This window comes from Pseudohongiella acticola (genome assembly GCF_001758195.1).
GTDB classification, from domain to species: Bacteria; Pseudomonadota; Gammaproteobacteria; order Pseudomonadales; family Pseudohongiellaceae; genus Pseudohongiella; species Pseudohongiella acticola.
Genome location: NZ_MASR01000003.1, coordinates 235280 through 249672 on the forward strand (window position 1 = coordinate 235280; position 14393 = coordinate 249672).

Below are 14393 nucleotides of genomic sequence, written 5' to 3' on the forward strand. Positions count from 1 at the left end.
CTGACTACAGCAAATCCTGCACGGCCAGGTGTTGACTCAGATATACCTGGCCGCTCAGATCCCTTATCAGATCTGAGCGCTGCAAGGCATCCATGACCGGCCCCTTGATTTCCGACAGATGCAGTTTGATCCCCAGCTCGTTCAGTCTGCGGTTAATGGCCTCAAGCGACTCAAGCGCACTCAAATCAATTTCATTGACAGCGCTGCACATCAAAATCACGTGCTGAAGCTCAGTGCGCTCGGAAACCTCCTTGTAGATCAGATCCTCAAAATAGCGGGTATTGGCAAAATACAGACTTTCATCGATGCGCAAAGACAGGATGTGAGCGTGAGTAATTACCTGATGACGCGCAACATTGCGAAAATGCTCGCTGCCGGCTATTTCTCCCACAATCGCGACATGGGGCCGGGAGCTTTTGTACAGATGCACCAGAATGGAAACCAGAATGCCGGCAGCGATGCCTGTTTCCACGCCGGCCAGCAAAGTCAGACCGATGGTTGTGGTGACTGCCAGAAAGTCAGCCCGCGAATAGCGCCAGGCTTTACTGACGATAGCGATATCCAGCAACGACCACACCGCAACAATAATGATAGCTGCCAGTGTCGCCGTGGGCAGCCAGGCCAACAACGGCATCAGCACAAATGTGGCGCCGGCAATCAGAATGGCAGCAAACAGACCCGCGGCGGGCGTGGCCGCGCCGGCATCGAAGTTGACTACAGAACGGGCAAAACCACCAGCGACCGGAAATCCACCAGAGAAGCCCGCTGCCAGGTTGGCGGCCCCCAACCCGATCAGCTCCTGATCCGGATCAATACGCTGGCGTTTCTTTGCCGCCAGCCCCTGCGCCACAGACACCGACTCGACGAAGGCAAGCACGGCAATCAGCAGGGCGGGCCCCGTCAGACTGGCCCATGGAATCGACGTGAACACCGGCACACCCAGTGCGGGCAACCCTGCTGGCACCTCGCCGACCAGAGCAAGGCCATGATCACCCAGTCTGAAATACCAGGCAGCACCGGCGCTGGCAATCACGGCCACAATCGGGCTGAGTCGACCCGCAATAACCGCGGCACGCTTTGGCACCCCCGCTCTGCGCAACAGCGGCGACAGGCAGCTGCGGGCCCAGAACAGATAAACCAGTGCTGTAAAACCAATGACCAGGGTTGGACTATTAAAACCGGGCCAGGCTGTGATGATTGCTGAGTGCAGGGACAGCAGCTGCTCCGGCAGGTTGCGACCCGACGCGCTGATACCCAGAATGGCCGGGAGTTGGCTAACCGCGATCAGAATACCGGAGGCGGTAATAAAACCGGCAATAACAGGATGCGACAGGAAATTTGCAAGAAAGCCCAGGCGCAGAATTCCCATCAGTACCAGCATCAGCCCCGACATCAGCGCCAGAACCATGGCAGCAGAGATAAGTTGTGCGGGGTCGGTGAGGCCCAGTCCTGAAATGGCAGCCGCCGTCATCAGCGAAATAACGGCGACAGGCCCCACAGACAAAGCCCGGCTGCTGCCCAAAAAGGTGTACGCAATCAACGGCAGCATACTGGCGTACAGGCCCATCTCTGGCGGCAGGCCCGCCAGCATGGCATAAGCCAGCGACTGCGGTACCAGCATCACCATGACAATCAGCGATGCCAGCAGGTCATCGGCAAATTGCTGACGGGTATAAGTTCGGGACCAGCTCAGAACGGGCAAATAACGCACCGACATAGGTTCAATGCTCTGTTATCAATAGTGCTTGAAGCGCTTAAAGTGCCGGTAGCTTGTAAAGTGCCGGTAGCATATAAAAAGCCGGTAGCGTGTAAAGAGCCGGGCGCGATCCAGACAGAGGCTGCTATTCCTGCTTTTGCTGCGCCAGCCAGCCGGCAACGCCGCGAAGATCATAACCCAGCGCTGCGCCGCGCTCGACAATCTCTTCCGGTGGCATACCTTTCAGGCCTTTGACCAGGCCCCACAGTTGAATGGAGCGCGTACCAGAACGACAGAAGGCAAGCACAGGCGCCGGACATTCATCCAGTGCCTCAGTGAAATCAGCTATGTCCTGCAAGCTCAGTTGGCCAGAAACTACCGGAATGTGGCGAAACGTCAGGCCATGGTCTTCGGCAGCGCCCTGAATTTGATATACCGGAGGCTGGCCGACCGCCTCTCCATCCGGCCGATTGCAGATAATGGTCTTGTAGCCGGCTGCCGCCATTACATCTACATCATCGGCAGTCAATTGTTCTGCAACCGAAAATTCGTCTGTCACTTGCTTTGCTGTCATATTCAACTCCATGTTTGCCGGCAAAAAGCCGGTCTTTTCGACCATTATGCGCGTTAGCAGGCGTTATTGTAGCGCGCTAACACATTCAATTCAGCGCTGTGTGCCGACTTGCACGCATTTTTGCTCAAACAGGCCAGGCCGGGCGCACCAGAACCTCATTCGAGAACTCAAACCGATCCGACTGACCGGTCAATGCCGCCGTTTATCGCATCCATTCATGCAATTTATGACACAGAAGTGTGTATTCAGGTAACATTCATTCTATTCAGTCACAATTAAACACTACCGAACCTTAGCATGCAGACAGACACAAGCCCGCGCCACCACAACCAGTCTCAGCAATCCGCAAGACAGGATGACGACCTTGATGGCATCAATTATTTTGTCGAACAGATGGGCCTCAACGCGCAGACAGATGGCATGCCCAGAATTGCCGGCCGCATCGCGGGTTATTTTATTATTCATGGTGGTCCAGTGAGCTTTGCCCAGCTGGCCGAAGAATTGAAAGTCAGTCGCGGCAGTATCAGCACCAATGCCCGCAAACTGGCTAGCGTAGGATTCATTGAAAAAATCAGCATGCCGGGTGATCGTCAGGATTATTACCAGCTTAGCAAGACGCCGTTCCTGCGCATGATCAGTGTTTATCTGCAGCGCATGCGCCATATACAGAGCATTGTTGAAACCGCTGACAGGAACATCCCTGACAGTCTGAGCGAGACCAAGGAACGCCTGCAGGAGATGCAACATTTTTATCGCGAAGCAGCAGTGAGTAATGAGTCATTGATAACCCGATTGTCTGAAACCACCAGCAAACAACGTTGGCAACAGACTGATCCGAACAACAGCATGATCAAGGAACCCTCATGAAATCCAGACTCTGGCAAAAAAGTCGACAGTGGTTACTGCCATTTCTCATCATCGCTGTTGGCAGCGCCGCGACCGCCGCCATGATCATGTTCAGGCCCCAGCCTCCCAGCACGCCGACGGCAGAGCGTGTCGTTCCTGTGCAAACGCTGACCGTCATCAGCAGGGACATGAATATTAATATCAATTCACAGGGCACAGTGGCGCCACGAACGCAGACAACCATCGTCGCCGAAGTCTCGGGCCGCGTCATTTCCGTTTCCGACAAACTGGTCACCGGTGGTTTCTTCAGTGCCGGCGAAGTCATGCTGGTCATAGATCCTGCAGACTACGAAGTCGCGGTCGAACAGGCACGGGCCAACCTGCTGACCGCCGAGGCTCAGCTGGCACAACAGCAGGCCCAGGCTGATCAGGCTGCACGAGAATGGGATCTGTCCGGACGCCCTCGCGAAAACGCCCCTGTCCTGGCGCTGCGCACCCCTTTCCTGCGCGAGGCGGAAGCCCGTGTCCTGTATTCGGAATCGGAACTGAGCCGGGCTCAGCGGCAACTGGATCGCACCACCGTGCGGGCCCCCTACGATGCCCTGGTACGTGAAAAATCAGCAGAGATCGGTCAATACCTGGGTACTGGCGCACAGATTGCCAACCTCTTTGCCACCGACTACGCGGAAATCAGACTACCTCTGAGCGACAGCGACCGTCGCTGGCTGACACTTCCGGAGCCGGGACAACTGGCGCCTGTCAATGCCACCCAGGTTACGCTACACACAACCGTAGCCGGTAAAAAACATCGTTGGCAGGCAGAGATTGTGCGCACCGAAGGTGTCGTCGACAGCAATAGCCGGATGCATTATGCCGTGGCACGCGTGGTAGATCCCTATGGCATGCAGGGAGGTAGCGATCTACCGCCACTGCCGGCGGGATCCTTTGTTAATGCCGAGATCGAAGGCAACCGGATCACCGGTGTATTCGACATTCCGCTCGAGGCCCTGCGCAATGGCGATCAGGTGCTGGTCATGGATATGGAGCAGCGTTTGCGCCAGCGTCAGGTCAATGTCATTCGCAGCGATGCCAATCGGGTATACATCAACGACGGGCTTAACGACAACGACAGAGTGATCGTGTCACCCGTTCCCATCCCCATTGAGGGTATGCGCGTCAATCCAGATGCAGGCCAATCATGAAAGCCATTCCACGCACCAAACACAAAGGCTTGATCGCCTGGTTCAGCACCAACTCGGTTGCTGCCAACCTGCTCATGCTGTTCATCATCGGCGCCGGCATAGCATCGGTGTTCTTTATCAAGGTGCAGGTGTTTCCGGAATTTGAAACCCGCATGATCACGGCCAGCATGGCGTATCCCGGTGCGGCTCCGGAAGAAGTGGAGCTCGCCATCGTGGTGCCGATGGAAGAAGCCATACAGGGCCTCAGCGGTATCAATCGCATCAACTCCACGGCGCGCGAAAGCTCTGGCAGCATGATGATGGAAGTCTCTGGCAGTTATGACGTCGCTGAACTACTCAATGAGGTAAAGAGCCGGATTGATCGCATTTCAACATTCCCGGACGATGCAGAGCGCCCGGTGGTCAGGGAAATTGAAATCACCCAGCCAGTGTTGCAGGTCTCCATCTTCGGCAATCTTGATGATCGCGCCCTGAAAACGCTGGCACAGGACATTCGCGACGATATTCTGCTCTTGCCGGAAGTCAGTCAGGCCCAGATTCAGGGTGACCGCGACTACGAAATAGCCATCGAAGTATCAGAAAACACCTTGCGCAAATACAGCCTGACCATGGGTCAGGTGGCGGCTGCAATTCGCAACGCGTCAGTTGATGTCCCCGGCGGTTCCATTCGCACCGATACCGGTCGCATCCAGCTACGCACCCAGGAGCAATCATATACCGGCGAGCAGTTCGGCAATATCGTACTGCGCACCAACCCTGATGGCAGCCGCCTGCTGGTCAAAGATATCGCCACCATTGTTGATGGCTTTGTCGAAACCGAAAATTTTTCCCGATTTGACGGTAATCGCTCGCTCAACATCCAGGTCATGGCAACGCCGGAACAAAACGTTCTTGATATCGATCGCGCTGTTTCTGAATATATCTCACAAAACCAAAGCAGGTTCCCGCCCGGTGTCAGCATAGATAGCTGGGGCAGCAACGCCTTTTACCTGAAAGCACAGCTCAACATGATGCTGGGTAATCTGCTGATGGGTGCCATGCTGGTTTTTCTGGTGCTGACCACATTCCTGCGCCTGAAAATTGCCCTGTGGGTAATGGTTGGAATTCCAATCAGTTTCTTTGGCGCCGTATTTCTGATGCCAATGGGTCCCTTCCCTGTTGATATAAACATGCTCAGCCTGTTTGGTCTGATTCTGGTCCTGGGTATCGTGGTTGACGATGCCATCATCACCGCAGAGAGCGTGCATTCCGAGGTCAGCAAGAATGGCCACAGCCTGGACAATGTCATCAGTGGCGTAAAACGTGTTGCCGTACCGGCGACCTTCGGTGTCCTGACAACCATCGCGGCGTTTGCCCCCATGTTGCTGGTCGGTGGTCAGGTCGCCCCCTTCTTTGAAGCGATTGGCATGGTGGTCATTCTGTGCCTGCTTTTCTCCCTGATCGAATCCAAACTGATTCTACCAGCTCACCTGGCGCACACACGCCTGAAGAAGATAAAGCCAAAGAAAGCCAGCCCGCTGGAGCGCTATCAGCAATGGGTGGCGCGTGGTCTGTCGCGTTTCATTAACGATGCCTACAAACCGGCATTGATCAAAGCGGTCTCTAATCGTTATGCCACCGTCGCCGGATTCATCACCGCACTGATTCTTTGTGCCGGCCTGATCATAGGCGGCCTGGTCCGCTTCGAGTTTTTCCCCAACATACCCAGCGACTTCATCCAGGCCAGTGTCAGCATGAACGAAGGCTCTTCTTTCGAAGCCAGAAATAATGCCCTGGCACAAATGGAGCAGGCCATACTGACGCTGAATGAAGAATACCCGGACGAGAACCCGGTTGATCATGTCATGGTTTTCACTAACGGTGACAGCGGTGGCGAGGTCCTTGTCGAGCTCACCAAGTCTGAAGAGCGCTCGGTGACGGCTCTGGAGATTGAGCAACGCTGGCGCGCCCGAGTGGCAACAATACCTGGCGCACGCGATCTGCGGTTTTTCTCCAGCACCAGCGCAGGTGGCGGTTCGGCGATTAACCTGCGACTGATGGGCGCCAACTATTCACAGCTGGAGATGGCTGCCAACGATCTCGAAAGAAAGCTGGGTAGTTATACCGGTGTCTTCGATGTCACCAATTCGTACAGCCGTGGTGGCGAAGAAATTCGCCTGCAGATAAAACCCAATGCCGAGCAACTGGGACTGAACGCATCAACCCTGGGCACTCAGGTACGTCAGGCATTCTACGGCGAAGAGGCTCAGCGTCTGCTTCGTGGCAGAGATGAGCTCAAAGTCATGGTGCGCTACCCGGAAGCTGACCGGGAATCAATTGCCAGCCTGCAGGGCATGCGCATCAGAACCAGCGATGGCAACGAAGTTCCATTCTCCGAGGTCGCAGATGCATCCATTGGCGAAGGCTTTTCAACCATCAACCGAATAGATCGGCAACGAACCGTATCTGTCACGGCGGATGTTGACCCTGAAGTTGCGCAATCGGCGGCCGTCATACGGGACATCATGCAGAATTATGTGCCCGAATTGACCGCTACCTATCCCGATGTAACCTTCGGCCTGGGTGGCGCCAGTCAGGAACAGGCTGAGCTGATCGCCCGAATCGCCATTTGTTTTGTCGCCGCACTGTTTCTGATCTATGCCTTGCTGGCGATCCCGCTCAAGTCGTATATGCAGCCTTTCATTGTCATGGCGGTTATTCCGTTTGGCATGATAGGCGCGTTGATCGGACACATTGTGTTCGACACCACACTCAGCATGATGTCACTGTTTGGCCTGGTCGCGCTGGCCGGTGTCATTGTTAACGACAGTCTGATTCTGGTCGATTTTGTCAATCGCGCCCGACGTGATGGCATGTCCATGCTGGATGCCGTGGTAGATGCGGGTACCAGTCGATTTCGCGCCATTCTGCTGACTTCCCTGACCACATTCCTGGGCCTGTTTCCAATCATGTTTGAAACCAGCATGCAGGCACAGATGGTGATTCCGATGACACTGTCACTGGGCTTTGGCATAGCCTTCGGCACAGTACTGACACTGTTCCTGATTCCCTCCCTCTACCTGATTCTGGAAGACCTGACCGCATTGGTGAAAGGCAAATCTACCCAGAACCAGTATCCGGATCAGGGGCAAAATCAGACCCCGGACCCATTGCACACATGACCCGCTGATCAACGCCCACACCCCGGCAGACGTCAGCGTCAGTCGGGTGTTGGGTCTGCAATACACCCAATCACCGTAAAATCAGGCACTTGGTCACAGGCCAGGACAAATGTCCTGCGCCCCCGACAGATTGCCAACACTCGTCTTGATGGAAAAACACACAAGTGTTTGTTTTTATTGTATTTATAAAAACTGGCACGCCCTGTGCAACGTATCTTCCTGCAAGGCTCTAAAACAGAAGATGTTCGTAGAGCCAGATTTCAACCACTGAAAACCGCGAGGATATAAAGATGAAAAAGTCACTTATGATTGCATCAACTTTCCTGTTTTCCCTGTCAGCCTTTGCTGTCGCCGACGACCATCCTTCATTCAGCGAAGCTGATATGGACAGCAACGGCACTCTGGATATGCGTGAGTTGAAAGCTGCGCTGCCAGCACTTGAGCTTCAGGAAACAGCGACTGAAACCGTCACCACTGCAGACGTCAAACAGGTTCTGCCGGAAGCCGACTTCTCTGATGAAGATGTGGTTAACGCTGAACCCATTGGTGAAGAGCAGTACCAGCAGATTGTTGATGCTGTTGACGAAAAAATGAGCAACAACGCCATCACCAGCATTGAATAAATGTTGGTCGGCAACAGTCTCTGTAGCGGCACACATCGGTGTGCCGCCACAGCCTGAAAGTTTCAATTCTGTTAAAAAGGATTCAGTTATGAACGGTGACATTCTGGAAGGCAAATGGAAGCAGATGAAAGGTTCCATGCAAGCGCGCTGGGGCAAATTCACCGACAACGATCTTGACCGCATCGACGGCAATCGTGAACGTCTGGTGGGCATGGTTCAGGAGCGTTATGGCAAGGACAAAGAGCAGGCCCAGAAAGACGTCGACGAATATCTTAAAGATTACTGATGGGTGGCACGCTAGTGCCACGCTATGACGACCCCGACAGCCGGCAGCAACGCTGCCACTTCGGGGTCGTTCTGTTTCTGATCCGGGACAACGGCCGCTAAGCTGGACGTGGCTGGATTTTTGCGATCATACTGGTTATGCTTTCAGATTGTTGTTGAAGAAATAAGCACATTCCCATTTGGCAGTCGGTCACCTTCTGTGCCCGCCAAGGACAAGGAACCTTATGACTAACACTGACGACAAAGCAAAAGTTCGAGAAGCTATCGCCGTTTTTATTGACCCGGATAACCTTAAACAGGCGGTCAGAGCGCTACTGGCATCAGGCGTCAGTCGTGAACAGCTGGGCTTGTTGGCAACTGAGCATTCCGTTCGCGAGTCGCTCGAAGAATTCTATACCTTCACCAACAATAGCCATGAACCGGACAAAGCGCCGGTAACCGCTTTTGTTGATAAGAACGCCGCCAATGAACAGCAGGATTCTCTCGGCGGCAGCCTTTTCTTTGCCGGCACAACCGGTGCTGCCGGCGCTGTTGTGGCGTCTTCAGCAGTTTTTGGTGGCGCCTTACTGGCGGCCCTCAGCGGTGTTGTTGCCGTTGGTCTGGTCGGTGCCCTGGCCAGTAAAATAATTCATCAAAGTGACGCCGACTTTTTACAGCAACAAATTGACGAAGGTCATATTCTGCTTTTCGTCCGGCTACTTGATGCATCACGAGAGCGCGATATTCTCGAGACTCTGAAAAATCACCACGCCAGCGATGTTAAAGTCCACGAAATAGACGCAAAACCAGGCGACTGACAGGCATAATGGGAGCTCACAACAGGAGCAGATCATGGCAGTGCGTCGATTGCTGCTTACCGGGGCGGTTGCTTTAACATTGTCAGCCGCGATCACTGTACTAAAGCCCTGGCAGCATCTTCCTGACCACTGGAACCCGGCGTCGCCGCTATCGCTGACTCACCCTATGAACCCGGTGACCAAGTGGAAACTGGCTCGCCTGAACGATTCTCCACAGCGCTGTCTTGAGGTATTGGCCTCTGCGCCCGACAACTTCCTGGATTACCTTCCCCTGGAAGACTACACGCCCGTAGAGAACTGCCCCTTGAGAAACGTTGTCCGAATCACCCGAACCGGCATTGAGTTCAGCTCCCCCGTCACGATCGCATGTCCGTTGCTGGTTCGCTGGAGTATGTATGAGTATCAGGCATTGCAACCCCTCGCCCTGACGCATCTGGACAGCGCAATTGATAGTGTCGCGCACCTGGGCACGTTCGCCTGTCGCAATGTCTACGGCCGGGAGACCGGCAGACGCAGCGAACACGCGACAGCATCAGCACTGGATGTTGCAGGCTTCACTATGGAAAACGGCGATGACGTTAATGTCCTGCGCGATTGGGACAGTGACTCCGCTGCTGCTAAAGCGGCTTTCCTGCGCGCCTCTCATGAGGCTGCCTGTGGTTATTTTGGTGCAACACTGGGCCCTGAATACAATGCGGCTCATGCCAATCATTTCCACCTGGACAGCAGCCGGTTTGGCTTATGCCAATGATGGACACCTGCCAGATGTCGGCGCCTGTGAACTTCCATCAGCATATAAATAAAGGCATTGTTGAATCGGCGCCGACTGGCGGTTACACTGAGATTGCCAGAAGCAATCAAATTCTGACCTCCCTGACCACACTTTGCGAAACGCTTCATCAAAAATAACAAAGATAGTTACAGAGCATAAAGAGAACAAATCATGCTGCGTTCCGTCGACCTTAAAGATTACATGCTGGAGAAACCGGTAACCATATCGCCCGAGGCTTCCTTGCTGGAGGCTGTAGACCGGATCACCGCGAGCCGGGTGTCGGGGTTGTGTGTCATCAATGAAGAAGGCTTTCTGCTAGGCATCTTGTCAGAGCTGGACTGCCTTCGCGGCATTCTGGATGCCACCTACAGTCAGGGCACTGTGGGACTGGTACGGGAACACATGGTCTCGGAGAATATCAATTCAGCTCGCATCAGCGACGATATCATCAACGTCGCCACCGACATGCTGGCAAAAGGACAGCGCCGCAGGCCCGTTGTGTCGGACAACAATCAACTGGTCGGACAGATTACCTGCCGCCAGATTCTGGCCGGCATCAGAAAACTGGGTGCGACCTCATGATCATATTCCGGCCTGATCGCACCAGGAAGCGCCTGAAGTAGGAACGGCTCCTAACAAGAACAAAAAGCACGGGCAAAAAAAAGCCGGAATGCCGTAGTACAGCGCATTCCGGTCTAATATGAAGAAAACCACTACTTACAATCGGTAAAGAACTGACGTTGCTAATCACTCACCTTCCACGAAGAGTCATTACCCTGTCACTCGACCCTCGCTTGCTGCCGATAGTGAGTACTTTAACGGTTTAATATGTCAGATTGATGAAGCCTGATCAGGTTTTTCATCAACAGTTTTCTGTCATGAAGACCGCGGCAACACCAGGCGAACAGAGGCCTGCTCGCCAATTTCTATATCGGCCCGCAGGCGCGCCTGTGCCATCGACGTCTGCAGCTGCGCATAGATCCATCTGCCCAGCTCATCATTGGGGGCGGTGATGAGAACAAAGGTATTGTTCGCGGCCACCAGTCTGGCAATTTCTTCCAGCTGCTGCACAACCGCGGGCTGTCTCTGCGACAGTTCACGGTTGTTTAGCCTGTGCACACTGTGTGTCTGGGCCCGAGCCGCCGCCAGCGTTTGCCGGGCAGCAGCAATGGCAGGCAGTTCGGGATCAACACTGTTGGCGCGCCGCAGGAAGGTTTCGGCATTGTCGAACTGACCCTGTCGGGACGCGGTGTCTGCCAGTTGAACGTAACGCAGGGCAATATCGCGCATACCGTCACGGGCGACCGTATTCTCAGGTTCAAATGCCAGCACGCGACTGAAATAATGATAGGCACTGTCTTCAGCCGGTGTCATCAGCCTGTCAGTGCGTAATGCCCGCATGCCATCATAAAGAATATCGGCAATATAACGGCGTTGCCGCTCAGCGTCTTCGCGCTCGGCTTCGGCAGCGAGCTGCTCGGCAATCGAAATGGTTTCCGGTGTTTCTGACTCCGCTACGACGGTGGCGCCGGTCTCGCGTTCTGGCGGAGCCAACTCACAGCTAACGAGGACCAGCGTCAGGCTCGCCGTCGTTAACAGGCGCATGGCGGTCAAAATAAACCTGACATCAAAGCGTTCGCGGATTTTCATTTAACCGTTGCTCACAGGGGCCGTGCAATAAATCATCTATTCAAACTATGTCACTAAAGGACAGGAATCTCAACTGATCGCCAGGGGCAACCGACGTGAATGCCGGTATGATTGCCAGCCCGTCAGCCCGGGAAACCGAGCTCAACACACCCGAGCTCTGATCGGGTAGCAACTGCAGGTGCCTGTCCCCGTCCCCGGTGTGCAAACATGCCCGCAAATACGCCTGCCGCTCTCCTGACTCGGGCAATGCGAAGCCGGCCTTTTCATGACGCTCTGGCAGGCTGCAGTGTGACGCGCCCATCATCGCCAGCAACGCAGGTCGTACCAGCAACAGAAACGTGACAAATGCCGACACCGGGTTACCCGGCAGACCAAACAGTACGGCGTTGTTGATCTTGCCATAGGCAAAAGGTTTGCCTGGCTTCAACGCCAGTTTCCAGATCGCCAGCTGACCACAGCGTTGCAACGCAGTCCGCACATGGTCCTCCTCACCGGCAGACACCCCACCACTGGTGATGATGCAGTCAGCCTGGGCTGCTGCGCTGCGCAGTGCTGCCTCTGTCTCCGCCAGTGAATCCGGTAGTCGGCCGACAATCAATGGCTCGATGCCGAGCACTCGCAACAACGCTGCCAGAGTATAGACGTTACTGTTATAAATTTGTCCCGGACGCAGCGCCGAACCTGGTTCCACCAGTTCATCGCCAGTCGCCATCAACACAACCCGGGGACGCCGGCCGACAACGACTGCTGGCTGCCCGGTGGCAGCCAGCAGACCAATGTCCTGTGGTCGCAGACGATGCCCGGCTGGCAGCAATACGCTGCCCTGTTGCACATCAGCGCCTCTGTTCCGTACATTTTCTCCCGCGATTACCGGTTTGATGACCTTGATATTTTCGCCGTCACGCTCGCAGTTCTCCTGCATCACAACTGCGTCAGCGCCCTCGGGCATGGGTGCTCCGGTGAAGATACGAGCGACCGTGCCCGCGCGCAGCCTGTCTGGCGCTATGCCCGCCGGTACTCGCTGACTGACAAATAAAGGCACTTCAGGTTCGAGACAGGCGCTGTCAACGGCATACCCGTCCATCGCACTGTTATTCCAGGGTGGCACATCGCAGGCTGCCGATACCGCATCGAGCGCGATGCGTCCGTCAGCCTGCGACAGGGCAACGGTCTCACCGGCAATTCTCTGCCTGGCGTCATGCAGTAACTGCGTCAGCGCTACATCGATGGGCATGAGTGCACTGGCTGCTGACTCAGGCATCACCACGCGCCTTGTACCAGGACTTTACCAATCGCTGCAGGCTGCCGTGCCAGGGCCGCGGCTTGATACCAAAGGTCTCGAAAATCTTTTTGGTCGCCAAGGTGGCATTGGCAATCTGGGGGGGCTCTGACCGGCTAAGATTGATCGTAAGGTGATCCAGCAGCCGATACACCGCTTCGTCATGCTGAGCGGCAAATTTTACCAGTTGCTGGACAAACTCGCTTTCTCGCAGCGGCTCAAGCGCAGCATAGTGATAGATACCCCAGACGTCGGCATTACAGTCAACCTGTTGGCATACTGCCAGCAGAACCCTGGCCAGGTCTTCTATCGGGGTCGGCGCAAATTTGCGGCGATTGACAGTGACACTGCCATCGCCTTTCTTCAACTCTTCCAGCCAATGCCGCAGCACTTCATCCTGATTGCGGCCGAACAGCCAGCCGGCACGGACAATAATGTGCTGCTTGATGGTAGACGCGATGGCCTGTTCGGCCGCGAGCGCGGTTTGCCCATACGTGCCCAGGGGCTTGGGCAGATCCTGCTCATTGTAGGCCAGCTTTTTGTCGCCACCAAACACATGCGCCGTTGACAGGTGGATCATCGGGATATGCAGGTGGTCACACACCTGAGCGACCAGCTCTGCCTGCTTCACATTGATCAGCTCACACTGATCTTTGTGATTCTCGGCTTCGACCACCGCATGTTGACTGCCGGCAGCAAAAGCGGCCAGGTTAATCACCTGGTCCGGCGCTGCCTGAGTAATCACCTTGGCCACACTGAGCGGATCTTTTGCCAGCATGGCAGCGGAGTCCGGCGCTACCCAGTTGATCTGGCGCTCATCCAGAAGTTTGCCTAGTTCCACACCGACACCACTGTCGGCACCAATAATTAATAGCTTCACCTGCGGTGTCTGCTCCGGCCCGCCTGTCAGAACGGTATGTCGTCATCAAAGTTATCAAAATCTGCCGGCCGCGACGGATTGTTGCCGGCCGGTTGCTGCGGCTGCCCGCCTCGGGCCGGCCCTGCATTACCACCTGATGATGAGCCACCGTAGCTGGATTGCGGCTCCTGGCGGCTGTCCTGACCAAACTGGTCATTCTGGCTGGCGCCGCCGCGCGAATCCAGCATCTGCATCTCATTGGCAACAATTTCAGTGGCGTAGCGGGTAATACCATCCTGCTCCCAGCTGCGGGTCTGCAATCGGCCCTCAATATAAAGCTTGCTGCCCTTGCGCACATATTCATTAACGATTTCAGCCAGACGGTTGAAGAACACTATACGGTGCCATTCTGTCTTTTCCTGCGGCTGCCCGGTGTTCTTGTCCTTCCAGGTGTCGCTGGTGGCCAGCGCCACATTGGTGACCGCGCCACCGCTGGGCAAATAGCGGGTTTCCGGATCCTTGCCTACATTGCCTACCAATATCACTTTGTTTACGCCGCGACTTGCCACCTTGTGCTGTCCTCCTGTCCGGTTGTACTGAGCTTGTGTCTGAAGCATAGCATGAATCCGGCGTTTTCGCCGACATCGCA

General features: G+C 55.1%; 14 protein-coding genes. 8 read left to right on the plus strand and 6 right to left on the minus strand.

Annotation, left to right across the window (positions count from 1 at the left end):
- Nucleotides 1-4: 4 nt before the first annotated feature.
- Nucleotides 5-1717: a SulP family inorganic anion transporter gene (locus PHACT_RS15285; RefSeq protein ID WP_070119136.1), complete on the minus strand. Its 1713-nt coding sequence runs from the start codon at nt 1715-1717 to the stop codon at nt 5-7.
- A gap of 124 nt (nt 1718-1841) precedes the next feature.
- Complete coding sequence (locus PHACT_RS15290) at nt 1842-2270, minus strand: TIGR01244 family sulfur transferase (protein ID WP_070119241.1); 429 nt, start codon at nt 2268-2270, stop codon at nt 1842-1844.
- Nucleotides 2271-2567: 297 nt separating this feature from the next.
- On the opposite strand from PHACT_RS15290, the gene PHACT_RS15295 reads away from it, so the two are divergent.
- From PHACT_RS15295 to PHACT_RS15330, 8 genes are all read left to right on the plus strand, one after another.
- On the plus strand, nt 2568-3137 hold the full coding sequence (locus PHACT_RS15295; RefSeq protein WP_070119137.1) for a GbsR/MarR family transcriptional regulator: 570 nt from the start codon (nt 2568-2570) through the stop codon (nt 3135-3137).
- The gene (locus tag PHACT_RS15300) at nt 3134-4318 is read left to right on the plus strand and encodes an efflux RND transporter periplasmic adaptor subunit (RefSeq protein ID WP_070119138.1); all 1185 of its coding nucleotides are present in this window, start codon (nt 3134-3136) and stop codon (nt 4316-4318) included. The genes PHACT_RS15295 and PHACT_RS15300 overlap by 4 nt, the downstream gene beginning before the upstream one ends.
- Nucleotides 4315-7479, plus strand: coding sequence for an efflux RND transporter permease subunit (locus PHACT_RS15305; protein WP_070119139.1), 3165 nt, complete (start codon nt 4315-4317; stop codon nt 7477-7479). Before PHACT_RS15300 ends, PHACT_RS15305 begins: the two co-directional genes overlap by 4 nt.
- A 290-nt stretch (nt 7480-7769) precedes the next feature.
- Nucleotides 7770-8102 (plus strand): hypothetical protein, encoded by a 333-nt coding sequence (locus PHACT_RS15310; protein WP_070119140.1) that lies wholly within the window; start codon nt 7770-7772, stop codon nt 8100-8102.
- Between the two features lie 88 nt (nt 8103-8190).
- The gene (locus PHACT_RS15315) at nt 8191-8388 is read left to right on the plus strand and encodes a CsbD family protein (RefSeq protein ID WP_070119141.1); all 198 of its coding nucleotides are present in this window, start codon (nt 8191-8193) and stop codon (nt 8386-8388) included.
- 223 nt (nt 8389-8611) lie between these two features.
- Nucleotides 8612-9184 (plus strand): hypothetical protein, encoded by a 573-nt coding sequence (locus tag PHACT_RS15320; RefSeq protein WP_070119142.1) that lies wholly within the window; start codon nt 8612-8614, stop codon nt 9182-9184.
- Between the two features lie 34 nt (nt 9185-9218).
- A complete protein-coding gene (locus tag PHACT_RS15325) occupies nt 9219-9935 on the plus strand; it encodes an extensin-like domain-containing protein (RefSeq protein ID WP_070119143.1) in 717 nt (238 codons plus the stop codon).
- Nucleotides 9936-10127: 192 nt separating this feature from the next.
- Nucleotides 10128-10538: a CBS domain-containing protein gene (locus PHACT_RS15330; protein WP_070119144.1), complete on the plus strand. Its 411-nt coding sequence runs from the start codon at nt 10128-10130 to the stop codon at nt 10536-10538.
- A gap of 294 nt (nt 10539-10832) precedes the next feature.
- Here the strand turns inward: PHACT_RS15330 and PHACT_RS15335 are convergent, their stop codons facing one another.
- Genes PHACT_RS15335 through ssb form a run of 4 tightly spaced genes read right to left on the minus strand, consistent with a single transcriptional unit; the run spans nt 10833 to nt 14361 of the window.
- Complete coding sequence (locus tag PHACT_RS15335) at nt 10833-11606, minus strand: hypothetical protein (RefSeq protein ID WP_070119145.1); 774 nt, start codon at nt 11604-11606, stop codon at nt 10833-10835.
- Nucleotides 11607-11646: 40 nt separating this feature from the next.
- Entirely contained in the window at nt 11647-12867 is a 1221-nt protein-coding gene (locus tag PHACT_RS15340) for a molybdopterin molybdotransferase MoeA (protein WP_070119146.1), read from the minus strand.
- Nucleotides 12860-13765: an SDR family oxidoreductase gene (locus PHACT_RS15345; RefSeq protein ID WP_070119147.1), complete on the minus strand. Its 906-nt coding sequence runs from the start codon at nt 13763-13765 to the stop codon at nt 12860-12862. The genes PHACT_RS15340 and PHACT_RS15345 overlap by 8 nt, the downstream gene beginning before the upstream one ends.
- A 26-nt stretch (nt 13766-13791) precedes the next feature.
- Nucleotides 13792-14361 carry a single-stranded DNA-binding protein gene (ssb, locus tag PHACT_RS15350; RefSeq protein ID WP_281201758.1) on the minus strand — a complete coding sequence of 190 codons (570 nt, stop codon included), beginning with the start codon at nt 14359-14361 and terminating at the stop codon, nt 13792-13794.
- Between the last annotated feature and the right edge of the window lie 32 nt (nt 14362-14393).

Bases quoted from the DNA above. Each gene is read 5' to 3' on its own strand.
- PHACT_RS15285 (WP_070119136.1), bottom strand. From the start codon at position 1,717: ATGTCGGTGCGTTATTTGCCCGTTCTGAGCTGGTCCCGAACTTATACC.
- PHACT_RS15290 (WP_070119241.1), bottom strand. From the start codon at position 2,270: ATGACAGCAAAGCAAGTGACAGACGAATTTTCGGTTGCAGAACAATTG.
- PHACT_RS15295 (WP_070119137.1), top strand. From the start codon at position 2,568: ATGCAGACAGACACAAGCCCGCGCCACCACAACCAGTCTCAGCAATCC.
- PHACT_RS15300 (WP_070119138.1), top strand. From the start codon at position 3,134: ATGAAATCCAGACTCTGGCAAAAAAGTCGACAGTGGTTACTGCCATTT.
- PHACT_RS15305 (WP_070119139.1), top strand. From the start codon at position 4,315: ATGAAAGCCATTCCACGCACCAAACACAAAGGCTTGATCGCCTGGTTC.
- PHACT_RS15310 (WP_070119140.1), top strand. From the start codon at position 7,770: ATGAAAAAGTCACTTATGATTGCATCAACTTTCCTGTTTTCCCTGTCA.
- PHACT_RS15315 (WP_070119141.1), top strand. From the start codon at position 8,191: ATGAACGGTGACATTCTGGAAGGCAAATGGAAGCAGATGAAAGGTTCC.
- PHACT_RS15320 (WP_070119142.1), top strand. From the start codon at position 8,612: ATGACTAACACTGACGACAAAGCAAAAGTTCGAGAAGCTATCGCCGTT.
- PHACT_RS15325 (WP_070119143.1), top strand. From the start codon at position 9,219: ATGGCAGTGCGTCGATTGCTGCTTACCGGGGCGGTTGCTTTAACATTG.
- PHACT_RS15330 (WP_070119144.1), top strand. From the start codon at position 10,128: ATGCTGCGTTCCGTCGACCTTAAAGATTACATGCTGGAGAAACCGGTA.
- PHACT_RS15335 (WP_070119145.1), bottom strand. From the start codon at position 11,606: ATGAAAATCCGCGAACGCTTTGATGTCAGGTTTATTTTGACCGCCATG.
- PHACT_RS15340 (WP_070119146.1), bottom strand. From the start codon at position 12,867: ATGCCTGAGTCAGCAGCCAGTGCACTCATGCCCATCGATGTAGCGCTG.
- ssb (WP_281201758.1), bottom strand. From the start codon at position 14,361: ATGCTTCAGACACAAGCTCAGTACAACCGGACAGGAGGACAGCACAAG.